The organism is Thalassotalea mangrovi (genome assembly GCF_005116735.1).
GTDB classification, from domain to species: domain Bacteria; phylum Pseudomonadota; class Gammaproteobacteria; order Enterobacterales; family Alteromonadaceae; genus Thalassotalea_A; species Thalassotalea_A mangrovi.
Genome location: NZ_SWDB01000003.1, coordinates 155,828 through 182,521, shown reverse-complemented (window position 1 = coordinate 182,521; position 26,694 = coordinate 155,828). Strand labels below are relative to the sequence as shown.

Annotated in this window: 19 protein-coding genes; 8 read left to right on the top strand and 11 right to left on the bottom strand. The window is 46.6% G+C overall.

Annotated elements, in window-relative coordinates; genetic code table 11:
- Positions 1-6: 6 nt before the first annotated feature.
- The 3 genes from E8M12_RS01585 to E8M12_RS01575 form a co-directional block, all read right to left on the bottom strand.
- Positions 7-2,802, bottom strand: a complete 2,796-nt coding sequence (locus tag E8M12_RS01585) for a M16 family metallopeptidase (protein WP_136734314.1) — start codon at positions 2,800-2,802, stop codon at positions 7-9.
- Between the two features lie 304 nt (positions 2,803-3,106).
- Positions 3,107-6,205 carry an efflux RND transporter permease subunit gene (locus E8M12_RS01580; protein ID WP_136734313.1) on the bottom strand — a complete coding sequence of 1,033 codons (3,099 nt, stop codon included), beginning with the start codon at positions 6,203-6,205 and terminating at the stop codon, positions 3,107-3,109.
- Positions 6,205-7,284, bottom strand: a complete 1,080-nt coding sequence (locus tag E8M12_RS01575) for an efflux RND transporter periplasmic adaptor subunit (protein WP_136734312.1) — start codon at positions 7,282-7,284, stop codon at positions 6,205-6,207. The genes E8M12_RS01580 and E8M12_RS01575 overlap by 1 nt, the downstream gene beginning before the upstream one ends.
- A gap of 150 nt (positions 7,285-7,434) precedes the next feature.
- Here E8M12_RS01575 and E8M12_RS01570 point away from each other — a divergent pair, with 150 nt between their 5' ends.
- The 4 genes from E8M12_RS01570 to E8M12_RS01555 all read left to right on the top strand — a co-directional run bounded on the left by E8M12_RS01570 (position 7,435) and on the right by E8M12_RS01555 (position 9,548).
- A complete protein-coding gene (locus E8M12_RS01570) occupies positions 7,435-8,163 on the top strand; it encodes a DUF748 domain-containing protein (RefSeq protein ID WP_136734311.1) in 729 nt (242 codons plus the stop codon).
- Between the two features lie 271 nt (positions 8,164-8,434).
- Positions 8,435-8,662, top strand: coding sequence for a DUF2061 domain-containing protein (locus tag E8M12_RS01565; protein WP_136734310.1), 228 nt, complete (start codon positions 8,435-8,437; stop codon positions 8,660-8,662).
- Positions 8,613-8,840: a DUF4250 family protein gene (locus tag E8M12_RS16560; RefSeq protein WP_136734309.1), complete on the top strand. Its 228-nt coding sequence runs from the start codon at positions 8,613-8,615 to the stop codon at positions 8,838-8,840. The genes E8M12_RS01565 and E8M12_RS16560 overlap by 50 nt, the downstream gene beginning before the upstream one ends.
- Positions 8,841-8,939: 99 nt before the next feature.
- The gene (locus E8M12_RS01555; protein WP_136734308.1) at positions 8,940-9,548 is read left to right on the top strand and encodes a hypothetical protein; all 609 of its coding nucleotides are present in this window, start codon (positions 8,940-8,942) and stop codon (positions 9,546-9,548) included.
- A 148-nt stretch (positions 9,549-9,696) separates the two neighbouring features.
- On the opposite strand, the gene E8M12_RS01550 is transcribed toward E8M12_RS01555, so the two are convergent.
- From E8M12_RS01550 to E8M12_RS01535, 4 genes are all read right to left on the bottom strand, one after another.
- Positions 9,697-10,233, bottom strand: a complete 537-nt coding sequence (locus E8M12_RS01550; RefSeq protein WP_136734307.1) for a DUF6942 family protein — start codon at positions 10,231-10,233, stop codon at positions 9,697-9,699.
- A 116-nt stretch (positions 10,234-10,349) separates the two neighbouring features.
- Positions 10,350-11,156: an SDR family NAD(P)-dependent oxidoreductase gene (locus E8M12_RS01545; protein ID WP_136734306.1), complete on the bottom strand. Its 807-nt coding sequence runs from the start codon at positions 11,154-11,156 to the stop codon at positions 10,350-10,352.
- 289 nt (positions 11,157-11,445) lie between these two features.
- A complete protein-coding gene (locus E8M12_RS01540) occupies positions 11,446-12,801 on the bottom strand; it encodes a leucyl aminopeptidase family protein (protein ID WP_136734305.1) in 1,356 nt (451 codons plus the stop codon).
- Between the two features lie 461 nt (positions 12,802-13,262).
- Positions 13,263-15,077 (bottom strand): cyanophycinase, encoded by a 1,815-nt coding sequence (locus E8M12_RS01535; RefSeq protein WP_136734304.1) that lies wholly within the window; start codon positions 15,075-15,077, stop codon positions 13,263-13,265.
- 420 nt (positions 15,078-15,497) lie between these two features.
- On the opposite strand from E8M12_RS01535, the gene E8M12_RS01530 reads away from it, so the two are divergent.
- The 3 genes from E8M12_RS01530 (at position 15,498) to iadA (ending at position 21,238) form a co-directional block, all read left to right on the top strand.
- A complete protein-coding gene (locus tag E8M12_RS01530; protein WP_136734303.1) occupies positions 15,498-18,476 on the top strand; it encodes a TonB-dependent receptor domain-containing protein in 2,979 nt (992 codons plus the stop codon).
- A gap of 96 nt (positions 18,477-18,572) precedes the next feature.
- Positions 18,573-20,045 carry a putative basic amino acid antiporter YfcC gene (gene yfcC / locus E8M12_RS01525; protein WP_136734302.1) on the top strand — a complete coding sequence of 491 codons (1,473 nt, stop codon included), beginning with the start codon at positions 18,573-18,575 and terminating at the stop codon, positions 20,043-20,045.
- Positions 20,046-20,098: 53 nt separating this feature from the next.
- Complete coding sequence (iadA, locus tag E8M12_RS01520) at positions 20,099-21,238, top strand: beta-aspartyl-peptidase (protein ID WP_136734301.1); 1,140 nt, start codon at positions 20,099-20,101, stop codon at positions 21,236-21,238.
- Between the two features lie 20 nt (positions 21,239-21,258).
- On the opposite strand, the gene E8M12_RS01515 is transcribed toward iadA, so the two are convergent.
- The 3 genes from E8M12_RS01515 to E8M12_RS01505 are packed head-to-tail and all read right to left on the bottom strand — an operon-like array spanning position 21,259 to position 24,412.
- The gene (locus E8M12_RS01515) at positions 21,259-22,830 is read right to left on the bottom strand and encodes a cryptochrome/photolyase family protein (RefSeq protein WP_136734300.1); all 1,572 of its coding nucleotides are present in this window, start codon (positions 22,828-22,830) and stop codon (positions 21,259-21,261) included.
- Complete coding sequence (locus E8M12_RS01510) at positions 22,831-23,004, bottom strand: DUF2256 domain-containing protein (protein ID WP_136734299.1); 174 nt, start codon at positions 23,002-23,004, stop codon at positions 22,831-22,833.
- The gene (locus E8M12_RS01505; protein WP_136734298.1) at positions 22,991-24,412 is read right to left on the bottom strand and encodes a DASH family cryptochrome; all 1,422 of its coding nucleotides are present in this window, start codon (positions 24,410-24,412) and stop codon (positions 22,991-22,993) included. The genes E8M12_RS01510 and E8M12_RS01505 overlap by 14 nt, the downstream gene beginning before the upstream one ends.
- Positions 24,413-24,652: 240 nt before the next feature.
- Here E8M12_RS01505 and E8M12_RS01500 point away from each other — a divergent pair, with 240 nt between their 5' ends.
- On the top strand, positions 24,653-25,150 hold the full coding sequence (locus E8M12_RS01500; protein WP_169303005.1) for a DUF2165 family protein: 498 nt from the start codon (positions 24,653-24,655) through the stop codon (positions 25,148-25,150).
- 30 nt (positions 25,151-25,180) lie between these two features.
- Here the strand turns inward: E8M12_RS01500 and E8M12_RS01495 are convergent, their stop codons facing one another.
- Positions 25,181-26,524 (bottom strand): magnesium transporter, encoded by a 1,344-nt coding sequence (locus E8M12_RS01495; protein WP_136734296.1) that lies wholly within the window; start codon positions 26,522-26,524, stop codon positions 25,181-25,183.
- Between the last annotated feature and the right edge of the window lie 170 nt (positions 26,525-26,694).

Below are 26,694 nucleotides of genomic sequence, written 5' to 3'. Positions count from 1 at the left end.
GATAAATTAGTTCTGCCCTTTAGCAAAATCACCCGCTTTAAAGACATTAGGCTGCTGTGAGCCGATGTACTTTTTAAAGGCAGCGTTCACATCTTCGGTGGTCAAGCTCTGATAATCTTTGACCCGCTCGTCGTAGTAGTTCAAATCACGATTTTCTTCACTGGCATCAATTAAAATACCCGCCACGTATGCATCACTTGCCCACTGACGCTTGCGTGAACTCAGATAGCCATCAATCGCACGTTGCACCTCTTCGTCGCTAAAGCCCTGCTGATTTACCTTGTCGATTTCTTCCTGATAGGCAGCCACGACCTTATCCATATTTTCCGGGGCGGCAATCGCGGATGCATAGAACACCCCGGTATCATCCTGACTTGAGGCCTGTATGCCTGAACCAACGGAATAGCTGTATCCTTCCTTAACCCGGATCCGCGCACCGATTCTTGAGGTAAATGGGTCACCCCCAAATATCGAATTAGCAATGAATAACGCCGGATAATCATCATCTGTCGATTTGATCTTAATCGGGTTTACCATATAGACAGAAGCGTTCGCCTTATCCGGGGTTTCGGAACTAACCACTACCCCTTGTTTGTCGCGCATGCTGATCGGAATATAGCGATATTCAATATCGCTGGTGTACGGAGTCAGCACCGCCTGTAGGTGCTCTGAGACTGCCTTGCTATCGACAGCCCCGACAATGGCGATGTGACCATTGGCAATGGAAAAATACTTCTTGTATAACTGTTCAAGTTGCACGCTATCAATCGCCTTGATGGCGGCTATCTGCTGGTCGATATCCATATATGCCTTAGGATGCCCTTCAGGGTAGTCAAACAATGCCTGGCGATAACTGTTTAACGCTACACTACCTGGCTCGTTTCGCTGTTGATTAAGGCTAGCGATAATTCCCTTCTTGGTGATATTTAGTTCTTTGGCTGGGAACGAAGGGGCAGCCAGTAATTCGCCCATAAAATCGATCACCGCAGGCATATTGGTAACATCAGTTTTGATATCAATACTAAATTCACCAACAGCGTTCGAACCAAATGATACAGTGGATTTCAATTGATCGAGGCGATCGGCAATTTGCGATTTACTGTAATTTTCATTGCCGGCTTTAATTTGGCTACCAATGAGTTCTATCGCTTTGCCGACATTGGTTAAATCATCTGCATTGGCGGTTGGAAAATACATGCTGATCAGCACTTCCTCACCCCGCAGTTTTTTCGGATAAACACTGACCTTAGTGCCCTGCTCCCAGGTTTCTGTGTACAGCCGAGCTTTGATATTTTCGACCGTGTTGTCATAGACCTCGCCAGGTGCGACAGCCTCCCTGCCAACATAATCACCGAGGATTTCACTGGCTACTGGTACTTTTGCCATGTGCGCCCGCTGCGGGTTTTCGGTTGGCAAAAAGCGACCAAGGGTACGGTTTGAACTGATCAGGTATTTTTCAGCAACCGCCTGTACCTGCTCGACACTAACCTGCTCGACCAGGTCCCGGAAATAAAACATGTAACGATAATCACCTTTAGCAATATATTCCGCCAATGCCATCCCGACTCCGGTAGCGTTGCGCATTTCCTGCTCTACCTGCTTGGCAAGCAGGGCCTTGGCAAATTCCACTTCCTCAGCGGTTATCGGTTTTTCATTGATACCTTCAGCAAGCTGTATCAGCGCCGACTCTAATGGTTTTAAGGATTCAATATTCTGGTCTTTCTCACCCTGCACTAAAAACAGCAACGCCGAGGCTTCTTTCAAGAAAAACGACATTTGAGTTCCACCCGAAGTCAGTCCGGTGTCGATCAAGTCTTTCTTGATTCGTCCACGACTACCATCAGCTAGAATTACCTGCAATACCTGTAATGCTGCAGCGTCCGGATCTAAGCCAGATGGGCCGTGGTAATACAAACCGAGAAACGGTACATCACCGGTACGTCGCAGGTTGACTACCCGCTCACCATCTTGAGTCGGCTCACGTGTGTATAGGGTTTCAACGGCTTGTTCTGGTTGCTCGATGGCCCCGAACGTCTGTTCGATGCGGGCTTTGGTTTTATCCATGTCAAACCGCCCCGCAACGATTAACGTAGCATTATCGACCCGATAATGGGTCTTATAAAACTCGCGAAGTTTGGGGAAAGGAAAGTTCTCTACGTCAGAGCGGGCGCCAATCGTAGAATTGCCGTAGTTATGCCAGAGGTTCGCCACCGATGCCAGGCGAGCCATCAATATCCGGGTCGGTGAATTCTCATTGCGCTCCATTTCATTGCGCACGACCGTCATTTCACTTTGCAACTGCTGCTCGGTAAAAGTCGCATTGACCATACGGTCCGCTTCCATGCCGAGTGCCCAGTTCAATGAGTCTTCATTGGCTTCAAACGACTCGAAATAACTGGTTCTGTCGTACCAGGTATTGGCATTGGATGCCATGCCGCGCTTTTTAAATTCTTTATCAATGTCCTGATAATTGGTCGAGCCTTTGAATAACATATGTTCAAGTAAGTGTGCCATCCCGGTTTCGCCATACTTTTCATGGACGGAGCCAACCCGGTAAGTGATATTCACCATAGTTTTCGGTTGTGAGTCATCCTTAAACAGCAACACTTTCAGACCGTTGCTCAGCATATATTCATCAATGCCTTCAACGCTACGCACATATTCAAGTGTATGTTTAGGTAAATCTGCGGTTTGTTCGCTAACCGCCGGAGTCTCTGTGGCAGGGGCATTTTCAACGCTCGAACATCCCATCACGGCCGTAGTAAAGGCCAGACAAAAGTAAAAATTCTTCTTCAAGATCATTAAGATCACCAGTCCTGTGGAGTTTTGTTAACCCATTCATTATGGATAAAAGCATTAACAATTAAAAGCATATGGGGGAATGCCTGAAGAACAAAAATGTAAAGATTTATGCCAAACCTGCTTTCTGAAATCCCGCCAACGTGTCGGTAAGTATGGGTGTCTTGTTAAGTATGGGTGTCTTGTTAAGTATGGGTGTCTTGATAAGTGTGGGTGTCTTGATAAGTGTGGGTTTCTTAATAAGTGTGGGTGTCTTGCAATCAAAAAAGCCGGCGATGCCGGCTTTTTAAGGTTGGAAGTTCAGCTATTAATTGGCGGTTGCCTGTTTTTGATGCTGTTCAATCTGCTGACTAATATACTCTGGAGAGTGGGTATTTCGACATAACCAGTAGTAGGCTCCAGGTACGATAAACAAGGTGAAGATCGCAGCCAGTGCCACACCACAGAAGATGACCACACCGATAACCATACGACTTTCCGAACCAGGACCGGTCGCCAATACCAGAGGCACTGAACTCATGATGGTGGTAAAGGAAGTCATAACGATTGGACGCAAACGTTGTTTCGAAGCATGGATTAACGCCTGTTCAAATCGCTCACCAGCATCCCGTAATTGGTTGGCAAACTCAACGATCAGAATACCATTTTTCGCCGCCAGGCCGATCAACATAACAATACCAATTTGACTGTATACGTTGAGGCTCATATCAAACAGGTACAAGCCAGCCAGCGCCCCAACTAGTGCCAGTGGCACGGTGATCATAATCACCAGCGGGTGAATGAAGCTTTCAAATTGCGCCGCTAATACGAAGTAAGTGATCAACAATGCCAGGCCAAATACCAACAACATCGAATTGCCAGATTCTTTGAGTTTTTGCGACTGGCCGGTGTAATCAACCGCAGCCTCCACCGGCAACTCACTTTTAACGATGTCATTCAGGTAATCCAGTGCTTCGCCTAAGGTATAGCCGTCGGCGACATCACCAGTCAGGGTAATTGAACGCAGACGATTATAACGATTCAGGCGCGACGAGGTGGCATTTTCACGAATGCTTACCAGGTTTGACAGCGCCACTAATTCGCCAGTCGATGAGGAACGCACGTACAGATTATCGATGGAGCTTGGACTACGGTAATCTTCTTCGTCACCTTCAAGAATCACGTCATACTCTTCACCGCGTTCCAGGTAGGTGGTTACCCGACGGTTACCCAACATGGTTTCCAGCGTTTTACCAATATCACCAACGGAGACACCCAGATCTGAGGCTCGGGCACGGTCAATACTGACCACTAACTGCGGATACGTTTCTTTATAATCGCTATCAAGACCAATGATTTTCGGATTCTCAGCGGCTTTAGCCAAAACGATATCACGCCAGCGTGCCAGTTCTTCGTAGTCATTACCCTGCAATACGAACCCAATCGAACGACCACCGCCGCTGCGTCCACCCAGGCCACCGCGCATCATTACAAATGCCTGGACATCGGTCAGTTGCGACAAGTCACGGTTAAACATGTTCATAAACTCGAATGAGGATACTTTGCGCTCCTCCCAGTCCGGTAGGCCAATAATGGCGATGCCACCGGTACCACCAAAACCAGGCACCCGCACTAATACCCGTTCAAGCACACCATCATCATAGTACTCCATTAACCGAGACTCGATTTTGGTCATGTTTTCAGCATTACGTTCAAAACTGGCACCTTCTGCGCCTGACATGATCATAAACGCGCTGCCACGGTCTTCTTTGGGTGCGTATTCCGAAGGCAATTTGTCAAACAGTACCCACAGGCTGGCAAACGCCAATACCATGACCAGCAAAATCATCATCGGTTGTTTAACTACAGACACTAACGAATTTCCGTAGGATTGTTCCAGGCGCGCAAAGCCTTTATCCAGCATCTGTCCCAACGATGAGCTACGTTGTCTGTGTTTCAGCAGCTTCGAACACATCATTGGGGTTAACGAAAGTGCAGTTACCGAAGAGAAAATGACCGCCGCGGCAATCGCCAGTGCGAACTCGGTAAACAGACGACCGATATCCCCCGATAAAAAAATCAATGGCACAAATACCGCCACCAATACTAAGGTTGTGGCGACAACGGCAAAAGCAACTTCGCGGCCACCATTGAATGCCGCCATCAGAGGCGTTTCACCCTCTTCAATTCGACGGTAAATATTTTCCAATACCACGATTGAGTCATCAACCACCAGACCAATCGCTAGTACCAGGGCCAATAAGGTTAATAAGTTAATCGAAAAACCAAGTGCAGAAAGCACGATCATCGAGCCTATCAGTGCTACCGGGACAGTTACCGCCGGTATAAAGGTCGCCCGGATGTTACCAAGGAAGATGAAGATCACGGTTACTACCATTAACATGGCGATACCTAAGGTGTTATACACTTCATCGATGGATTGTTTGATAAACACGGACGAGTCATAGCTTGGAATGATCGTAGTGCCCGCCGGCAGATTATCTTTTATCGCATCCATCTCGGCTCTGGCGGCCTTAACCACATCCAGGGTATTAGCCGTAGATTGTTTAATAATCCCCAGCCCCACCATGTTTTCGCCGTAGCCGCGGAACAGGGATTCATCATCTTCGGCAGTAACACTAACGTGAGCAATATCACCGAGTCGCACCAGAGAATTACCTTCACCCCGGGTAATCACCATCTGGGCAAAATCTTCCGGGGTCGTGTAACTGCGGGCAACCCGGACATTAAAGTTACGATCCACCGATTTCACTTCACCTGCCGGTAACTCGATATTTTCAGCACGCAAGGTATTCTCAATGTCGGCAACAGTAATTCCACGCGCTGCCATTGCCTGGCGGTTTAACACGATCTTCATCGCATAGGTGCGACCGCCACCAACCATTACTTCGGCAACACCGTTTACCACTGCAAAGCGGTCGACAATATAACGATTAGCGTAATCGGTTAATTCCAGGGTATTGAATACTTCGGATTGCAGGGTAAACCAGACAATGACATCTTCATCATCATTGGCTTTTTGAATTTCCGGAGCTTCAGCCTGCTCGGGCAATCGGCCTATTTCCGAGGAAATTTTATCGCGTACATCATTGGCGGCGCCATCGATATCACGATCAATATCAAACTCAATGGAAATTCTGGAACGACCGTCACGTGATGACGAAGTGATATTCTTAACCCCTTCAATACCACTGATCCGGTCTTCAAGAACCTGGGTAATTTTGGTCTCGACGATGGCCGCCGACGCACCATTATATTTGGTGGATACGGTAATGATCGGAGAGTCAGTATCCGGATATTCGCGCAATGGTAATAATAAGAAGGCAACGATACCGAAGGTAACGATCAATAGGTTAATTACCGTGGCAAATACCGGCCGCTTGACCGATAAGTCTGAAAGGATCATTAGTTGCCTCCTTGCACCATGGCCTGGTTATCGTTAACGATTTTCAGTTGTGCACCATCGCGTAGTTTCAGCGCCCCTTCGATTACCACTTCTTCCGATAATTCCAAGCCACTGACGATTTCAACAATACCCGGTTTACGACGACCAATCACCACCGGTTTGCGTTTGGCAACGCCATTCTCAGCAACAAACACAAAATGACTATCTTCAAACGGAATCACCGCACTTTCCGGTAACTGCATAATTTCAACGACTTTACGTTTGATAGTAATGCCCATAAGCATGCCCGGTCTTAGCTTACGCTCAAGGTTTGGTAATTGTGCCCGAATCTGGATGGTTCGGGTTAAAGAGTCGACCCGTGATGAAATCCCGGTGACGGTGCCGGAAAAATATTCCTCCGGATAAGCCACGTTACTGGCCTTAATGCTTTGCCCTACTGACACCGTCGGTAAGAAGCGCTCTGGAATCGCAAAATCGACTTTAATCGAGTCCAGATCATCCAGTGAGGTGATGCGGTCGCCGTTCGTTACTAATGCGCCAACACTAACCTGACGAAATCCAAGCTGACCAGAAAACGGCGCACGAATGGTCAGGTTATTCAATACCGCATGGGCACTTTTTAACTGGGCGCGAATCGACTGTACCTTAGCCAGTTGCTGGTCCCGCTGCGATACGCTACCGACATTACGCTCCAACAAATTGTTGTAACGCTTTAACTGTGCCTCGGCCTCTTCTAAGTTCGACTGTAACTCGTTAACTTTGGCAAGCTCTTCAGTGTTTTCCAGCTGAACCAGCACATCGCCTTTATTGACTCGATCGCCATCTTCGAAGTGAATGCTTTCGACAATGTCTGAGTACTGGGCTGTAATCATCACTTGCTCGTTAGCTTTTGCGGTACCCAAGGCTTCAAATTCATCACTGAATTCAGCCTTAATTACCGGTGTGGTTTTCACACTAACCTGACGAGCCCGGCGTTGCTCTTCCGCCACATTTTCTGGCCATTGCAGATAAACAATTAGCGCGGTAAGAACCACCGCGAGTAAAATCAGAGGTAACCTTGACACAGATTTATTTTCCATAACATAAATTCTTGATATAAAAATTGGCGTTAATATAGCGTAGTTTGCGTATCAACACGATAATCAGATAAGCTAAACGCTATGATTTACAGTATTTTTACGATTAATGGCATACGTAAACTATTACGATAAAGTTCAAAAGGATATCCCATGAAAAAATTAGCCTTTTTGGTTTTGGCAATATTACTGATTTGCGGTGGCGTTCTCTGGTATCTGGCATCAGCCGACTGGAATGGATATATTAAGTCACAGCTGGAAATTCGTGGTTCGGCATTAATGGGCGAACCGGTCACCGTGCAGGAAGTGGATATAAAACCGATGGATGGATTTGGCGCCATCCGCGGCTTCAAAATCGCCAGTCCTGAGGGGTATAGCGCCAAACACGCAATTGATTTTGGTGAAATGGCTTTAGATATCGACCTGCAAAGCCTTCGTGGGTCACCGCTGGTCATCGAACACATTAACATTCAGGATCCAAAAGCCTTTATTGAATTTACCACGCTCGGCGGTTCAAATATTCAGGAATTGATCGATAACGTAAAAAAACAACTACCTAAATCATCACAACCGAGTCAGCCGTCAGAAAAGAAAGAAGAGGTAATGATTACGATCAACAAAATTACCTTGACCGGTATGGCAGTACAAGCTGATGTCCGGAAACTAAACTCGAAAGTGTATGATCTCAATGTGCCACCGGTGGAGCTTGGTAGTATTGGTGGTGAAAAAGGCCTGCCGGCCGACCAGATTGGTGCCGAGCTAGCCAATCGGATATTAAAGGTCGTGCGTGATCAGGCAGAAGATTTAACCAAGCAAACCATCAAAGATAAAGCCGAAAAAGAGGCAAAAAAAGTATTGGATAAGCTGTTTAAGAAAGATTAACCGTATTTCATCTGCACACTAGCCTGTCGATAGGGCGAACTCCTTAGTTCGCCCTTTTTTGTGTCTATTGTGCCGTTGCCTTTCCCTGAGGTCACTTTCACAATCAGTTTATTTACATTGATTGGATTATCCCGTTCTCTCGCCTTCCCTGTCCTCGACTGGGAAAACCAGTACTTCAATTTAATCACACGTCATCATCGAAGTTTTCACATGTACCAGATGCTGCTGACGGGCGACAATGGCTCTATGATTCAGAAGCAGGAATAGGCTCATGAAAAAAACCTTAAGTTTTGCGTTCACCCATTTTTCAGTCGCTTTTATGGTGACCTGGTTGCTCACTGGCGATCTGCTGCTCGGCAGCCTGGTCGCAATTATTGAACCATTAGTAAACACTGTGGCTTATCATATCCACGAAAAAATCTGGCTACAAAAAGTAAGGAGGGCAAATCATGTTCATGCACCAGCACATGGAACCGATGCTTTTGCTCAGCCTGCTTAACACGAAGTTAAGAAACACTAATGCAGATTTAACGTCAATCTGCACTCAGTACCAACTTGATGAGGACTGGCTTCGAGACAAATTTAGCGATCTCGGTTGGACCTATCATCACGCGTGCCATCAGTTTAAACCTGTCCCGCCGGTAACGGACTGCAGCGCCATCTGCACAAATCCTTAAATGCATCGCATAACCGGCACATAAATTTTTCAAACTTTTTAATAGACCCCCGCGACAATATTACCAATAGCTTTTTGCCCACTTATATAGGAATTTATGATGAACACATTAAAAGCAAAGATTAGTCGCATAACCGTGCTTGCCTTGATCACAAGCGTATTTTTATCGACCCTGCAGGCAAAATGGGTCATGGCGAATACTGACAGTAAAGCTAAACCAGGTCGCAACCAGATTCAGGTTATTAATCGTGGAAATAGTGGCAGCTATGATCAGACAGAGTTTCATGTTAACGGCAAAGTTTTCACCTGGAAACAACTGACTCCAGCTCAACAGCAACGCCTAATGGGCATCGAGAAGAAGTTAAAGGAATCCGAGAAAAAATTGCAGCAGGACACCAAAGGATTTGAAGAAATTGCGAAGCGACTCGAAGACAAAGCAAAAGAGATAGAAAAGGAAGCACGCAATATCGAAACAGCCATGGTCGAGGTTGAGTTTAAAGAAGCCGGCTATCGCGAACTGGAATCCCTGCACCACAAGCTGGAAAAAGTTACCCGAAAATCAGAGGCAAAAATTCAGGAAAAAGAACGAGAACTGAGAGCCATAGAAAAACAACTTCCGAAAATAGACCAAAGCAATGTGCGCACCATCGAAGCACAGGCCCGGGAGTATGAAGCGGCGTTAGTAGAAATTGCAGCCACGATTGACTAGCTACATATACAGAAGTACTAACTCTATAGATACCGGACATCCCGGTATCTTCTCGCAACAAGATGCCGGTGTGCTGCGCGCCTGGCACATCAATAATTGCCAGGGCCTCATGCTTACAAATTGAATGGCCGATGCGCCTTAAACTCAACTATTGAATAAGAGTATTAATTAAATCGCAAAGATAGATGATTTTGATATTTGAAAGTTGTCGATAGTCGAAATAAGGACAAACGATGAGGTTTTGACTCTCACTAATTGCGAACTCTTCGTTCAGCCATACAAGATTTGGTATTGCCAATGTTTTTGCGTAGGTTCGCCCCATCACGATACGTATCGTCGAAGCCCGCGGATTATCAAATCTCGGCTTTGAAAATAGTAATGACGTTTGGCTATTTGCTTGTAATAGTTGCTGATCCCGATAAGCCTGCCAGTTTTGATAATTGGTGGTGACATTAGCTAAATAAAAAGATGAATCGCTGCTACCAGCTAAAGCGTAAACTAGCTTGGCGTAAACATTAAACACTTTACGCCAGCCGTTGCCACAGGCCTTACCGATCGCGGCAATATCACCATCGTTAAGCGGATGCACACTTTTATATTCGGGGATATCCTGATATTCGGGTCGATTTGCGATGTATACCTGGAATCTCGCATTTGGGTGACCTAATCCATATTCTGTTGACATTACCACAAATCGTCTTATTATCCGGGGAGCATAGTTTACCCTGATCGATAGCCCCGGTTCTACTTTTCTGATGTCAGCCTTTTTCAGGGGAGAATGTGTCACTAAAAACCGGCTGGTCAGATATATTTCGATAGCATGTTATCCAATATCGAAACCAATTGAGCATTTTTTTTCGGGTTCAGTGCATCACTATGGGGCTGAGCAAACTGACCGCTGTCGTTATCAAAATATTTCCCGGAGGCATCATTAAATTCATCCGAGAGTGCGGCACGGCAGAGAATATCTGCACCAATGGACAAGTCGCTTCCGGCAACGCCATAGGCCTCCTGCACCATTTTACTGCCTAAAAATGAGGCAGGATTTACCGCAATGATCGCAGGCCCAGATTCTCGCAACTCGTCGGCAAGATGTTTCGACCACATCGTCAGGGCGAGTTTACTCTGAGCATAAGCCGCATAATCATCTAACGCCTTTACCCCCTGCAGGGCATCCAGGTCGACGCTAGCCTGAGCCGCTGACGACAGATTAACGACCCGGCCACTGCCATCCATGCGTTTCAATAATTGTTTACTTAATATATAGGGCGCCAGTGTATTTACCACAAAGCGCACATCGAGGTTGTCCTGAGTTAAATTATTGGTGGTTTTGAATACACCGGCGTTATTTATCAGCACATCGATATGTGAATGATGTTCGGCAACATTATCAGCCAGTTCGGCAATATCCCGGAAACTGGATAAGTCAGCCACATAAGCTTCAACATCAATACCGGGGTTATCGCCTTTAAGGTCATGAATAACCTGTGCAAGCTTAGCCTCGTTGCGACCGTGTAAAAGCAAACGATGTCCTTTGAAAGCCAGCTTTTTCGCCGTCAGCAGGCCGATTCCATCGGTAGCTCCGGTCAATAATATGGTTTTAGGCATTACTAACCTCTAGTAAAGAATGTCGAAACCTTATCAGAGAATAGCAGGCGAAATAGAAAAACTTAGGGATAAAATCAAGCTAGTCAATTTCATCCCGGGTGACAGCCAAAATTTAGAAGACAAATTCTGTCAGGATGACATGCGGCGAAGTACGACATCGCTGCAAACTGACGGTTAAGGCTGTTCGTTGACTCCTTTCGACACCCTTAGACACCGTACAGAATATCAAATTCTGTATTGTCACCGTGCAGGGCTTTATGTCCTGCACTGACACCTTTTAAAACCCGATTTAGCTAAATCGGGTTTGTAAGTAATCAAACACTGCCCGAATACCAAACGCTTCACCGCCTTTGGGGCGTCCTGGTAAGGCGCGAATGTTGTATGCCATGACATCAAAATGACACCAGTCGACATCGGCAGGCAAAAACTTCTGTAAGTACAGAGCGGCTGTAATGGCACCGCCAAACGGACCGGAAGCACAGTTGCTGAGATCGGCAATATCACTATTGAGCATGTCCATATATGGCTGATGCAATGGCATTCGCCACACCGGATCCTGATTGTTCACACCTGCGTCGGTAATGCCCTGGGCGGTGTCATCTTTGGTGGCAAAAAATCCTGGTAACTCAGTACCAAGAGCAACCCGCATCGCACCGGTTAAGGTGGCAAAATCGATAATCAGTTCCGGGTCATCATCAAGCGCCAGATCCAATGCATCACACAATACCAGTCGCCCTTCTGCATCGGTATTGTCTATCTCGACAGTCAGACCTTTGCGTGTGGTGATAACATCCCCCGGGCGGAAGGCGTTACCAGCAATGGCGTTTTCAACCGCCGGGATTAACACCCGTAAATTCACGTTTAGGTTAAACGCCATTATCATCCGTGCCAGTCCTAACACGTGCGCGGCTCCGCCCATGTCTTTTTTCATCAGGCGCATACCGGACGCTGGTTTTACATCCAGGCCACCACTGTCAAAACAAACCCCTTTACCAACAAGGGTAAGCTTAGGTGCATTGTTATCGCCCCAGCGTATGTCCAGCAATCGTGGCGCATGTTGACTGGCACGACCAACCGCATGAATGGTCGGAAAATTATGGGTTAATAATTCATCACCGACAATTTCACTAAATTCACCGCCAAATTCCCGGGCAAGTTGCGCACTGACTTCCGACAAGTGCTCGGGCATCATGTCACCTGCAGGGGTATTAATCAGATCTCTCACCAATGCTGTGGCACTGGCAAGCTTAGTCGCCGTATCCACGACCCCCTGATCACCAACCGCTAAAACCGGTAAGGATTCAGGCGAGGATTTATAGCGCTCAAATCGATAAGCTCCGGCTAAGAAAGCGAATGCGATTGCGACCTTATCCTTGTCTTCGGCATGTAAAAAATACTGTCCGGCCGGTAATAGGTTAGCTAAAGCGCCACAGGCAAAAAACTCACTGCTATCCTCCACCACATAAATGGCGCCAGCCAAGCCGCCATCGGCAGCTGGAATCGTGCTCAACCCTTTGCCTTCAAAAGACGTTACCTTGAGCCATTGCCCTACATTTTCCGGCTGTGCCTCTAACCAAACCGGGTAATTTTGATGATTGATAACGTGTAACGGGATGCCCTGGTGTTCGGCATTGATTAATGACATAAAGGATTCTCTTTATCAGATTTGAATGTGCATCATCTTAGCAGCTCAAAAGCCTACGGAAAAGCAATGACACAACCAGAAAGAGCGTTGCAAGTTAGCTAATATGACGGTTTTAAACACTAATATTGAGATCTCTTGCATCGTTCGATTAAAAGCATCCAGGAACGGTTCAGCAAGCTCCTGGATTTATGTTATACCAATCGCATTAAATTATTGCTCACTCAGTGAGAATTTAAAGGCATTTAGGCAAGGCTTTGATTGCAGAGAATGGTTACTCCATTGTCAAAATCAGTAACGCAAGATAAATGCCTTTAAAACTCACCCGTAGGGAGTTTATCAGAGGTCCATTTCCGGCCCTAGATTTCAGTAATATAGAATGACTATATCAATGAAATCTATGTTGCAAATGGACCCCTGCCCTAACTCTGAGTTGTGCACAAACTTAATGTGATTGGTATGAGTTAATTTTCTTCACCATCCTGCCAGAATAGATTCGTGTATGAACAATAGTCTTTTTTGACGGCGTTAAGGTTTGTAGTTCCGGCGGCAAACTGACTGGTTGTCGATGTCGTTAACTGGATATCTCGCGTATTATCCTGCCAGGCCGCTTGAACCCGTAATACTGTTCCCCCCGATTCACAGAATCGGTTTAAGGTCTGCTGAAACTGATCATGGTTGAATATATTCCCTGCTGGAATGGATAAGCTCGTATCGCCTTGTTGTTTTGCAACCGTCCGTTTCCAGTCAGCCAGATTTACGGCCAATCGTTCCTTTTTCAGGATAAATTCATCGTCGCGAGTCAAATAATGGGTTGATATTTTGTCTCCGTTCTCTTCTACGACATACACACCGCCCTGACCGACAATGGAGAATTGCGGATGGTCTGCCTGTTGCCAGGCAACCACCAGGGCTGTAGCTTCATCAACACCAACCCCCAGTGCTGCATCCGTTTGCCGAACTAAATTAACCAATCGCCCTTCTCGGCCACGTTCAGAAAAGTGCGTATCGGTGATCCCATAGGGAAATAGCCCTAAGCCTCCTCGGCTTCGGTAGGTGAGATCATCATTTAATACGTCATCGCAGGCGCTCGCTTTCTGGCAACCCGCATCCGGTAATACATCCGCCTGAGCGTTGCGAAACATCGATACTTCACTTCTGCCATTGGTGATCATGGGTATCTGATGAGGCGCAGCTGCATTACCCGCCATAACCGCCGTACCAGCACTGGTGCCGCCAACAATTAATTGATTTGCCTCGAGTTGTTGACGAATGGCCGCTAGTACAGGATTGTCACTATTGTCTTTTTGCTTAAAACTGGCGACAGTAAAGGACTGATCACCACCGTTAAAGAAAATACCATCTGCCTGCTGAATTTTCGCCACTAACCGCTCCGGATATTCACAGCTGAGGCGTTGCTGCTTCACTAAGTCTGGATATATGATTCTGCGTTTGATGGCACCATGAATTTCGGCCCGATGTTTCTCGAGATTTTCACAGGCTTTGCTAAGCTCTGCGTCGGTTTGCCAGGCGCTGTTTACCGCCGCATCGATGGGTAGCCACTCAGAATCGGCTCCCGCCTGCGAAAACACCTGTAGATAGAAATCAACCGCTTCAAAGGTGTCACGAGCAGAAGCGGTAACAATAAGGACTTTAGGTCTGGATGCAGGAGTCTGCTGCCCGTTCTCGTGTTGAAAATCCAGCGCTGTGCTGGCAGATTTAGCGGCTCGTTTAAGTTCGGCAGATTTCACAAAGGTCTGATAGATCTCTTTAGAAAACGGACTCTTAGTCTGCTCAAGGTAGACGGATTCTTTTAAACGTTTACCGTTTTTAAAACGTGGTACCTCCAGGGCATCAAGCATCATAAAATATTGCCTGTCCGGCAACTGTCTGATAACGCTTTTTTTATCTTTTTTACCCACCAACTCAAGCAATTGTTTCTTGTTTAATAATTTCGCTTTACGTTGAACCGCTTTATTTAGCAACTTTAGTGTCAGTTTCCTAAATTCCGGGAGTTCATCTGCTGGCCAATGACTTGCAAAGGTCTGAATATTTTGCGGCGTTAACTGGTAGAGGGATTCGGTCTTGGCCGGGATCGCTGTGGCGTTTACAGATGAATTAATTTCGTCCTCATTAAGACATTGCCCGGGGGACATAGAAGAGCAGGTTTTTATCCCCCCACCGACCAGATACAGGCGCTGCTCGGATGCATAGGAAAAACCAGACAATAACAACAAAGTCACGCAACATAGCGGTATTTTCACGAATTTTAAAAACATTATCCAACCCTTTTTAATTAGCTATAGGTTACTGAAAACCCTTGTACAATTTCCAACCAACAGGTGTTGACAAAAATTTTCAGTCGAGGTATTTCTGTAAATAGTGATTTTAAAAAACGTGCTTACTGCCATAAGCACCAACAACAATAATCAGGACAGAGCTTAAGCTCAATTCTTTTTAATATGTACAAAAAAGCTTTCTCGCTTACAACATATTCTTATCAGAACTACTACCTCTCGGAGTGGTTTGACGAGTAAATTCTTACTCTCCAATCTGTTTTGAGGGCGTAGCCCTGCGCTTGCAGTCGTTGCTCCTCACCCCGTAATTTTTTAACAAAAACAATAAATACGCCCTGAGTCTGCGTTTTGTGCCTATCTGCACCTGGCGCTGTAAATCCGGGGATTACAAGGTGATCTACTATGACTAAGTTTAGTAAAACGCCCCTGGCGATCCTAATCGCGGGCATGACGTTTTCCTCTTATGGCCTGGCGCAGGAACAGGTTCAACCGGAACAACAAGCGGAACAAGAAATCGAACGCATCAGCGTTACCGGTTCACAGATTCGCGGTGTGGATATGGAAGGTATGCAACCGATTACGGTCATTTCTTCCGAAGATATTGAACGCTCAGGTGCGTCCTCACTGTCAGATTTGATGCTACAGGTGAACCAGACCCGAGGTGGTACAGGTACCTTTACTACGTCAGAAAGCGGTGCATTATCAACCTCAACCCCAGCCGGGCAGGCAGCTGCGTCGTTGCGAGGCCTGGGCCCGAGTTCTACGCTCACCTTAATCAATGGCCGCCGCGTTGCTGCCAGCTCGTTTGCCGCGGGCACCGAAAACTTTGTTGATATCAATTCCATTCCTTTAGCTGCTATTGAGCGCGTGGAAGTTCTGGCCAGCGGAGCCTCTGCCATATACGGTGCCGATGCTGTGGCTGGTGTCATAAATTACATACTCAAAAAAGATTACCAGGGTGCGGAATTAAATCTGAATTACGGTAATAGTTTTGCTGCGAGTGACGAAGGACGATATAACGTTAATTTCGTGTATGGTACCGATATTGGCAACGCTAACCTGACTGTTTTTGCCGACTACTTTGATCGTAATGCCTTTAATGCTGTTGATCGCGATGACACTCGTGATCCGGTACTGATCAGCAACTATTCTTACCTGCCGAAAGACACGCCAAATATTTACTATTGGTCAGCACGTTCAGGCGATGAAATCGGTAACCCGAATTGTAAAACAGAATTTGTCACAACTGAATTTGGCGAAGAAATTTGTGCCTATTACCATAACGAAGATGATCAACTGCAAAGTGAGTTAGAGTCAGCTTCCGCAGGATTTACCTTTAATAAACCATTCGGCGATGTGGACTGGAACACGGAGTTCTTTTACTCCCGAACAAAATCCGTAGCAGTTTCCAGTCCCGCGCCAATCAATCAGGTAGACGATAGAGAAGGCCCTTGGGTTGATGAGACGGCTTTAGATGCATTTCCAACTGATGTTGCTGATGATCTATTGTCACAGCTTTGGATAGATCCTTTTGATACCATTGCCGGACGTGAGTTATATGGCTTTAGGTTTGATGCGCGTTTTTCAACTCCAAGAACCGTTGAAATTGAAACCGACGCCATTCGTTTAGTAACCGGTCTTCAGGGCGACTGGGGCGACTGGGAATGGGAAACCGCAGTAACCCTGTCGAAATCTGAATCAGAGCAAGAAGCTGTGGCAGGTATTTACAATCGCTACAAATACCATGCGTTGTTAGCGGGTGAACTATGTGCCGATGGCAATATCGCCGATTATAACTTTGATACGGATACCTTAAATTGCGGCGGAAGCAGTCTTCAAGGCATGTACAACCCATTCCTTGAAGGTGATGCCAACAATGACGCATTACTTGCCATGGCTCAGGAAGTGCCAACCCGTGACGGTGAAAGTACCGTTTATTCCTGGGATGGTCGTATTAGTGGTGAGCTTTTTGAGTTTAACAACAATGTGATTAGCGCCGCCTTTGGCGCGGAAATTCGTCGTGAAGAGATAACCGATACACCATCTCTTAATTCTCGCGCACGTCTTGAAAATGGCTATCTGGTAGATGTTTTCGGTTTTGGTTCCAGCTTATCAGCAGCGGATAGAACTCAGTGGGGTGCCTTTGCTGAATTTTATATCCCGGTAACCGATGACTTTGAAATACAACTTGCCGGTCGTTACGACGATTACAATGATTTTGGTAGCACCTTTAACCCAAAAGTAGCGTTTAGCTATAGCCCGATTGATGAGCTAATCTTCCGCGGTTCCTGGTCAACGTCTTTCCGTGCTCCATCATTAACACAGGCGGGTGTTAAGTTACGTACAACCACCGCAACCTTTGACTGTGGCGCCAACCAGGCGGTTGCCGATTTATACTGTGAAGGGTTTGGCGATGAGCGTACTGAAAACGTACTTGAGCTAGGTAACGCTGCGCTTCGAGCTGAAGAATCAGAGTCCGTTAGCTTCGGTATTGCCTTCAGCCCTACGACGTCAACCACCGTAATGCTTGATTACTGGCAGTTCGACCATGATGATCTGATTGATACTGATATGACCGCAGTATTGGATGCGGCAATTAGCGATGCATCACTTCGTCACTGTGGTTTGGTTCCAGAAGACCAAATGGGCATTTCTTATGACCCGGATTTATGTTTAGTAACCGATGAATCAGGACTGAGAATCGATGAAGCCGGCGCCAACCTGACTGAAATACTGGAAGAATGGAAGAGATTTCTGAATCCAGATTATGATGAGTTAGCAGCAGAGGGCCGTTTAGATGAACTACGTTTTAAAGAGTTAACTCTTTATCGAGATCACATTATCCAGTTGGAAAATACCGGTACTCAGACGATTAAAGGTGTTGATTTCGCGTTTGACCACAAGTTTGATTTCGACAACGTTACCCTGGGCTTAAGTGTGGATTGGACGCATTATCTTGAGTTTGACCGCAACAAGCCGGGCTCTGATGAAATTGAAGAACTATCAGGCACATGGCGCTATCCTGAAGATATCGCATCAGCGCAGGTATACTTGGGAATGGATAATTTTTACGGTAGCCTAACTGTAAACTATACCGGCAGTTACTCAGATGATATTGATGGCCTGCGCGGTCGTAATATCGACGAATTGGAAGAGCTTGGCAAGGTAGATGCTGACGGTCAACGTAATGTCGATTCCTGGACAACCGTTCGAGCCAATATCGGTTATGATTTTGACAATATGAACCTGAACCTGAGCATTAACAATCTATTTGATAAGGAGCCACCTGTGGCTTATGGCTCACGCCGTGGTTTTGACTCCATCAACCACAATGCTCTTGGAGCAACCTATCGGGTGTCATTCACGTATTTTTTTGAATAACACTTAACCTGATGGATAGTGCATACTATCCAGATTCATTTCGGTGGGTGGAATTTACTACCCACCGATATCCAGCTTATTTTAAGAGTAACCAGCATGGTTGTAACTAATACCGTCGCGGCGAAAAGTCGTATGCCCGACGCTTTTATTATTTTATTTTTTGTGGTGTTGCTGGCAGCCATTGCAACCCACCTGATCCCCGCAGGACAATTTTCCACACAAGTAAATGATGTTACCGGCAAGACTCAATTAGTCGCCGACAGTTACCGGGTAGTCAACGAGTATACTGGAGTACCGCTATTCGCCGAAGGCGGAAACGTTGGCTTTCTCAATTTTGCCTTTGAAGGCATGGTGTCTGGCTCTAAATGGGGTTCAGCCATTGGCGTCATGATGTTTATCATCCTTACTGGCGGTGCCTTTGGTATCGTCATGCAAACCGGGGCGATTAACAACGGAGTGATTTCCCTGGTCGCTAAAACCAAAAATTTTGAGCAGGCATTTCTACCAATATTGTTTGTGTTGTTTTCCCTGGGTGGCGCGGTATTTGGCATGGGGGAAGAAGCTATCGCCTTTTGTATCGTGTTGCTGCCGTTAATGTTTGCCCTCGGATATGACTCGATCACTACTGTCCTGGTCACTTATATCGCCACCCAAATTGGTTTTGCAGCTTCCTGGATGAATCCATTCAGTGTTGCCATCGCCCAGGGTATCGCCGAAGTGCCGTTATTATCCGGTATGGAATATCGCATGCTGATGTGGGTAGTGTTTACCCTTGCAGGAACCTGGTTTACGGTTCGCTACGCAAAAAAAATTAAAGCCGCGCCCGAGCAAGGGGCTAACTATGCAATAGACAAGTCATATCACGCCTCTCCTGACGAAGTAGCATCGAGCAGCCAGTTTAATAAAGTCGATGGTTTTATTCTGAGCGCATTCTGCGCCGGTATAATCTGGGTTATTTATGGCGTGATCGCCAGAGGTTACTATATCCCAGAGCTGGCCAGTCAGTTTTTTACCTTAGGCGTCATCATCGGTATTATTGCCATTCTCGGTAAACGGCTAGCAATGAATGATGTTGCCGATGCCTTTCAACAAGGTGCAAAAGATCTCCTGCCAGCTGCAATGATTGTCGGCATGGCCAAGGGTATCGTGATTGTTCTCGGTGGTGATCAGGCAGACCAGCCATCGGTGTTAAATACGATTTTATATTATGCCTCACAGGGTATCGGCCAGTTATCGGAAACCTTCTCGGCCTTGTTGATGTTCGTGTTTCAATCGATATTTAATTTCTTTATCGCCTCGGGCTCCGGGCAAGCGGCACTGACTATGCCGCTAATGGCACCATTAAGTGATTTAGTGGGCGTAAGTCGTCAGATAGCAGTGCTGGCTTTTCAACTTGGTGATGGCCTGACCAACCTGATCATCCCGACTTCGGCATCATTGATCGGCTGCTTGGGAGTCGCCAGAGTCGAATGGTTGGTTTGGGCGAAATTTATTTACCGATTTTTACTACTATTAATGGCAATTGCGATGGCCTTTATCGTCATTGCCGTACAAATTAATTTCTCATAGATGAATTGCCAATCGATGCATCAATAAAGGCTGCATTGATTAAAGGAATAGTAATGATACTAATTAAACAGGCGGATGTTTATACACCACAGCATATGGGACGGTGCGACGTCCTGATTGGCGGTGATAAAATTTTAAAAATCGCCGAAAATCTCGAGCATTTTCAGCTACCCGGCGTAGAGATTATTGATGGTCAGGGCCACATATTGGCACCGGGATTTGTTGATAGCCTTGTGCATGTCACCGGTGGTGGCGGCGAAGGGGGATATACAACCCGTACCTGCGAGCTGGATGTTAATGACGCCATTGAAGGCGGCGTCACCACTTTAGTTGGTGCATTGGGTACGGATTCGATCACCCAAACTTTAGAAGCCCTGGTTGGCAAAACTAAAGAGCTAAACCAGCGCGGCATCAATGCTTATTGTTACACCGGTTCCTACCATTTTCCGGCAAAAACCCTGACCGGTAGCGTTGATAAAGACATCATGATGGTAGAAGAGATTATTGGTGTTGGCGAAGTGGCCATTGCCGATCATCGCGGTTCACAGCCAAATATCGAAGAGATGGCTCGTCTCGCATCCGAAGCCCGGGTTGGTGGTATGCTGTCCGGTAAAGCTGGCATCGTCAGTATTCATGTTGGTGATGGTGAAGATAAACTGACCCTATTACATCAGGTAAGTGAACAAACCAACATCCCCATTCAGCAGTTCTATCCAACCCATATCAACCGTAGTCAATCATTATTGGTAGCGGGAATAAAGTTTGCTCAGGCCGGTGGCTATATTGATTTCACTACCAGCACCAATGAACAGATTTTGGCGTCAGGTGAAATTGATGCGCCGGAAGCACTGGCGCTGGCACTGGAATCTGGTATTGATATCAGCCAGATCACCATGAGCAGTGACGGTAATGCGTCATTGCCACTATTTGATGACATAGGAAACCTGGTGGAATTGCAAATGGGTCGGGTTACTAGCCTGCACCGGGCCTTTGTATCTGCGGTGCAAAACCATCAGGTATCAATAGAAAACGCTCTGGCCAGCATAACCTCTTCGCCGGCAACCATTTTGAAACTAGCCAATAAGGGCCGGGTCGAAGTCAGCTTTGATGCGGATATCAACCTGCTCGACAAAGAAAGCCTGGACGTTCAAGGTGTTATCAGCAAAGGCCGGTGGTTAAAACGCAATCTCTGAAAGCCTATCTTACAATAAAGCTATAAATCGTCGATTTTGCACAGCAGTTGTTGCGCCCGGGCAATGATCGCCTGTTGCTGCTCCGGCGATTTTTTCTGCCAGTTTGCATAAACCATGCGGGTGCGGGGATTGTTGTTGAACTTATCAATATGGGAATCCATAAAATACCAGTAAAGAGCATTCAGAGGACAGGCATTGTCAGTCTCAGTTTCTTTTACCTGATAATGACAATCGCCACAGTAATCGCTCATTTTATTGACATAATTGCCACTGGCCGCATAAGCCTTCGAGCCAACAATGCCGCCATCGGCAAACTGGCTCATTCCCCGGGTATTCGGTAACTCCACCCATTCGATAGCATCGACATAAATCCCTAAATACCATTCATCAACCTGTTCATGATCAATGCCGGCAATTAAACAAAAATTACCGGTGATCATTAACCGCTGAATATGGTGCGCATAAGCAAATTGCAACGACTGGCTAATGGCATGATGCAGGCATCGCATTTTGGTATCGCCGCTCCAGAACCATTCGGGTAGTGAACGATTTGCCTGCAGGGCGTTGAGGGTTCGATATTCCGGCATGTTAGCCCAGTAAACACCGCGAATAAACTCACGCCAGCCAAGGATCTGGCGCACAAAACCTTCTACCTGCGCCAGGCTTATCCGTTGTGAATGTTGGCGGTAATATTCAATGACCCTGCGTATTACTGTATCTGGCGACAGCATTTTGCTATTCAGGGAAAACGACAGGCGAGAGTGAAACAAACTCCATTGCCTGTCCTCGCCAAACGGGTCGAGTTTATCGGTCATCGCATCCTGGAATGTACCGAAATATGGCAGGCAGGAACGGCAGAAATGCTCTAGCAACTCTAATGACTGTTGCCGGTTTATCGGCCAGAGCAGCTCAGGCGATGCGTCGCCGATCGTCCTTACCTTGTGGCGTTCTAATCGCTTGAGAATATCACTAACATCGTTGGCAAACATGCAGGGTTCCGGAACTTTGCTTAAATCATCTGCTTTGAGCTTATTGCGATTGTACTTATCATAATTCCATTCGCCCCCTTCAGGTTCATCGCCATCCATAAGAATGTCAAAACGCTGCCGCATCCGCCGATAAAAGGCTTCCATTTGGTGACGTTTACCCGATTCAAAGTGCTGCGACAATTGCGCGTCATCGATAAAGAAGTGTTCACTGGTGTACGCCTTAGTGACAATCGACAGGGTGTTTGCAAAGTCGGTTAATTGCCGACGAAGGCGATATTCATCAGCGAGTTGATAGTGAAACTCCTGGACTTGATATTTATCGATATAGTGCCTGAGGAGTTCCGGCAAGTCGTTAAAACCTTCGGTATCATCCAGGGTCAGATGAATGACATCGAAGCCAGATTCTGTTAACGCCGAGGAAAATTGTTGCATTGCGGCAAAAAACGCACAAACCTTCTGCACATGGTGACATACATAAGTGGTTTCCTGATGCAACTCGGCGATGATATACAGGGTGTCGCTGTCTTTTTGCTGATACCAGGAATGACCTGCATTTAACTGGTCTCCCAATATCAGTCGCAATCTTTTGTAGTCCGATTTCATCTAGGTATTTTCATCTTTCGATAATTGCGCATTAACGGCGCGCAGGTTTCGCATTCCGGCACATCGTTTTGAGCAGTATTTAACCTGCGTCCAGTCGCGCTGCCATTTTTTACGCCAGGTGAAAGGTCGCTGACACACCAGACAAAGTTTGGATGGCCTGTCAGTTCTTTGCATCTTCAGTCTCCGGGTTAACGGGCCAGTCGCTAATATCTGCGGAATCAAGCGGGACATCATCACCCTGCCCCTGCCATTTTTCGATAAATTCAGAATTTGGGTCAAACAGTTGCGTTTGTTTTAGTAAATTAAAGTGCCGACCGCCCCTTGGATCGACACCAACACCAGCGATGTACTGCCAGTTGCCCCAGTTACTGGCAACATCGTAATCGATTAGTTGCTGCTGAAAATACGCGGCACCGTAGCGCCAGTCGAGACCCAGCTCATTCACCAGGCAACTGGCGACCAGTTGCCGACCTCGATTGGACATTAAACCCGTGGCATTGAGCTGACGCATGCAGGCGTTGACGATAGGAAACGGAGTATTCCCCCGACACCACTTACTGAACCGCTCTGGAAAAAAAGTGGTTAGTGGCGCCTGCTTAGCTAACCCGCGAAAAGAAAACAACCTTGGACCAATACTTAGTGCTAGCCACTGAAAGTATTCGCGCCACAGCAGTTCGAAATAAATCCAGTAGGTAGATTCATTCTCGCCAAACTGGTTTTCGTAGCTTTTGAGGTGCTGATAAACCTGGCGCGGAGAAACGTTACCCGAGGCCAGGTAAGGACTAAACCCTGTTGTGTTATATTCACCATCAAGGGCATTTCGGGTTTCTTTGTAAGTCGATGCAGATCCACTTTTAAAGTAATCGTGAAGATGCTTGATGGCAGCGTTTTCTCCGCCTTTCATTACAGTAACCTGAGTTTTTAACGTAGCTGCAGCCCTGTTTTGTCGCTCCTGCGGCTCACCCGAATACCAGCGCTCGCTCAGGTCGGAGTCCGGCTCTATCACGATACCATCAATATCTGCGTTGCAAATATCCATATCATCGACCGACGTTAAAGGTGCGTTGCAAACCTCGATTGGTGATAACGGCAATTTTTCGACTTTTCGACGAAAACGACTGAAACTTTGCAGCGTGTTAACATCCCGGGCGTTCAGTGATTCGAGCTGATAAGGGCTATACAATGTATGTAACCAGTCACTTAACAGCTGGATTTTTGGGACCAACTGTTGAATGCTTTTCAATTGCTGCTGCTCATACACGCCAACCTGCTGGGCCACTGCTAACCAATCAAATTCCAGGGCCGAAAACAGCGAATCTATTACACTTCCAGGCCTGCCTTTAATGATCGTTAATCGATGCCCCAGGGCTCTCAGTTGCCGGTTTAAATCCTGTAACGAATCGGCAATAAACTGCCAACGCTTCGGCCCCATCGACATGTGATGGTAATTGCTGGGCTTAAACCAGGTCGGGTCGACAATGTACACAAACGCAATTTTCTGGCTCTTTGCCAGGCTTTGCTGAAGCAAGCGATTGTCAGCCAGTCGCAAGTCATGGGTGAACCAATACAGCGTCGTTGTCATATTTCGTCTTATAACCGAGAAAACACAGCGATTATACGCATCGCTAACGCCGACAGTTTATTACCAGGGCAGATATCTGTTTTTAACGGTGTCAGATTTTCTGACAGCACATCAACAAAGCAGCAAAAACCCACCACAAGCTTATGAAAAATCGACATATATTTTCTGGCTCGATGCTTGCTTGTTAGATGAAAAGATAAAAATGCGGTTGTTATCGCAATGCAAGTTGGAGGATTGCCTATGCAATCTCATATTCGATTGCTTAAAATCATGTTTGCACTGATTTGCGGGTTTATGGCGCTTTTCTATGTATTGCAAAATATCGCCAACCTGGATGCCGCCCACCAGGCACTCATTTATGTGTTAAGCGGTGCGGATCACCAGGCGTACCCGAATACCCTGTTTTTCAAAACTGCTGACCCGTTGTTCGCCTGGCTCGCAGTAGGGATTATTTTCACTCTTGAATTTGCCACCGCAATTTTACTGCTAAAAGGTAGCTGGGATATGTTTGTCGCCAGGGGTGGAAATACTTTTAATCAAGCGAAAAAGTGGGCACAGATCGGTGCCGGCCTGGGAGTGTTAGTCTGGTTTGGTCTGTTTGGCGTCATTGGCTCCGCATTCTTTCAAATGTGGCAAACCGAAATCGGCACCAATTCCATGAATGGTGCCTTTCAATTTTTCGTTTCCTGCGCCATAACCTTATTCTGGATCAGCCAGCCAGACCCTACAGCCGATTAATAATGCATTTGCTAGCAAACGGTTTTTCACTCAGCGTAAAAAAATAATGGTCGCCGAGCCCAGGAATACGAAAAAACCAACCACATCGGTAATTGTGGTCAGTATTACCGAACCAGCTATCGCCGGATCGACGCCGAGTTTATCTAATACTTTCGGCACTGCCATTCCCGACAGGGATGCGACTAACATGTTGATGAGCAGCGCTGAGGCGAGAATCACAGAAACAAAAACATCACTAAACCAAAAATAGGCAAGTATCCCAACCATCACCGCCCAGAACGCGCCATTGAGCGCTGCTACCAGAAATTCCTTACGCCGCAAATATTGATAGTTAACACTATTCAGTTGTCCGGTCGCCAGGCCACGAATGGATAATGTCAGGGTCTGGCTGCCAGTGATGCCGCCCATACTGGCGACGATTGGCATCAATACCGCTAATGCGACCACCTCGACTAACACCGCATCAAAGATGCCTATCACAAACGACGCTAAAAATGCGGTTAACAGGTTTATCCCTAACCAGATTGCCCGCCTTTTGGCACTCAATACAACCGGCGCAAATAAATCTTCATCACTGACCTGACCAAGGTGAGCCATCTGGCTTTCATAATATTCCTGGAATACGCTCAACGCATCCTGAATCGAAAACTGACCGATGAAGCGTCCATGACCATCGACCACGGGTAGCGCCGCTTTCTGACTGCCGCGCACCAGGTTGGAAGCATCAAGCAAGGATTGCTCGGCGTCGATTTGCGTCTCCGGCAGATGCACGAGTTCCGCAATGCTTTGCTTCGCCGATGCATTTAACAGATCATTGATATTCACTTCGCCCAGATATTTGGCTGAGGCGTCAGTGACCACATAAGAATTACCTTCATGGAGATGTTCCGCCGACTTAACCTCTCTGAGAACGTCCCTGACCAATGCCGTCGACGCGATGGTATAGACCTCCTGATCGGCGTACCGCCCAACCTGTTCGTCACTGTAGCTTAACGAGGTTTCGATCTGGCTCTGGGTACCTGGCGCAAGCTTATTAACTAGCCGGACTACGGTTTTTTGTGGCAATGCATCAAGAATTTCCACCACTTCAGCATTGGTTCCGGAAAATACCGCCTCTTCAATATTGGCTTGCGGTAGTTCTGATAAGAAGTGGCCACGCGCATCTTCGCGCATCTCACTGAGTATCGAACTGCTCAGTTCCGATGGAATATGTGGCCACAACGCCAGGCGTTGGCTGTTTAACAGACTTTCAAAAATGGTTGCCCATTGCAATGCATTTAACGAACCATATTCGTCCGGTAAGGCAAAGTCCGGTTGCGCAAGGGTTTCAATTAACTGATTGATGTTTACATTTACCAGTGAGTTTTCATTCATATTTTTATTCGCTTTGCTGATAACGAGCGTTGACCTGGTGTCTGTTACCACGTAACGCTCCGGCGCCGGAGCTAAACATACGTCGACTCTATGCTTGACGCCAATTTGGCTTTAATCTGACGATAATCCTGGGAATTGTCTCCTTTACCGTACAATATCCGAAGCAAAAA

Coding starts and splice junctions, on each gene's coding strand:
- E8M12_RS01515 (WP_136734300.1), bottom strand. CDS start 22,830: ATGAAATCGGACTACAAAAGATTGCGACTGATATTGGGAGACCAGTTA.
- E8M12_RS01505 (WP_136734298.1), bottom strand. CDS start 24,412: ATGACAACGACGCTGTATTGGTTCACCCATGACTTGCGACTGGCTGAC.
- E8M12_RS01540 (WP_136734305.1), bottom strand. CDS start 12,801: ATGTCATTAATCAATGCCGAACACCAGGGCATCCCGTTACACGTTATC.
- E8M12_RS01585 (WP_136734314.1), bottom strand. CDS start 2,802: ATGATCTTGAAGAAGAATTTTTACTTTTGTCTGGCCTTTACTACGGCC.
- E8M12_RS01550 (WP_136734307.1), bottom strand. CDS start 10,233: ATGTCAACAGAATATGGATTAGGTCACCCAAATGCGAGATTCCAGGTA.
- E8M12_RS01495 (WP_136734296.1), bottom strand. CDS start 26,524: ATGAATGAAAACTCACTGGTAAATGTAAACATCAATCAGTTAATTGAA.
- E8M12_RS01545 (WP_136734306.1), bottom strand. CDS start 11,156: ATGCCTAAAACCATATTATTGACCGGAGCTACCGATGGAATCGGCCTG.
- E8M12_RS01535 (WP_136734304.1), bottom strand. CDS start 15,077: ATGTTTTTAAAATTCGTGAAAATACCGCTATGTTGCGTGACTTTGTTG.
- E8M12_RS01565 (WP_136734310.1), top strand. CDS start 8,435: ATGAAAAAAACCTTAAGTTTTGCGTTCACCCATTTTTCAGTCGCTTTT.
- E8M12_RS01575 (WP_136734312.1), bottom strand. CDS start 7,284: ATGGAAAATAAATCTGTGTCAAGGTTACCTCTGATTTTACTCGCGGTG.
- E8M12_RS01500 (WP_169303005.1), top strand. CDS start 24,653: ATGCAATCTCATATTCGATTGCTTAAAATCATGTTTGCACTGATTTGC.
- E8M12_RS01570 (WP_136734311.1), top strand. CDS start 7,435: ATGAAAAAATTAGCCTTTTTGGTTTTGGCAATATTACTGATTTGCGGT.
- E8M12_RS01530 (WP_136734303.1), top strand. CDS start 15,498: ATGACTAAGTTTAGTAAAACGCCCCTGGCGATCCTAATCGCGGGCATG.
- E8M12_RS16560 (WP_136734309.1), top strand. CDS start 8,613: ATGTTCATGCACCAGCACATGGAACCGATGCTTTTGCTCAGCCTGCTT.
- iadA (WP_136734301.1), top strand. CDS start 20,099: ATGATACTAATTAAACAGGCGGATGTTTATACACCACAGCATATGGGA.
- E8M12_RS01555 (WP_136734308.1), top strand. CDS start 8,940: ATGAACACATTAAAAGCAAAGATTAGTCGCATAACCGTGCTTGCCTTG.
- E8M12_RS01580 (WP_136734313.1), bottom strand. CDS start 6,205: ATGATCCTTTCAGACTTATCGGTCAAGCGGCCGGTATTTGCCACGGTA.
- yfcC (WP_136734302.1), top strand. CDS start 18,573: ATGGTTGTAACTAATACCGTCGCGGCGAAAAGTCGTATGCCCGACGCT.
- E8M12_RS01510 (WP_136734299.1), bottom strand. CDS start 23,004: ATGCAAAGAACTGACAGGCCATCCAAACTTTGTCTGGTGTGTCAGCGA.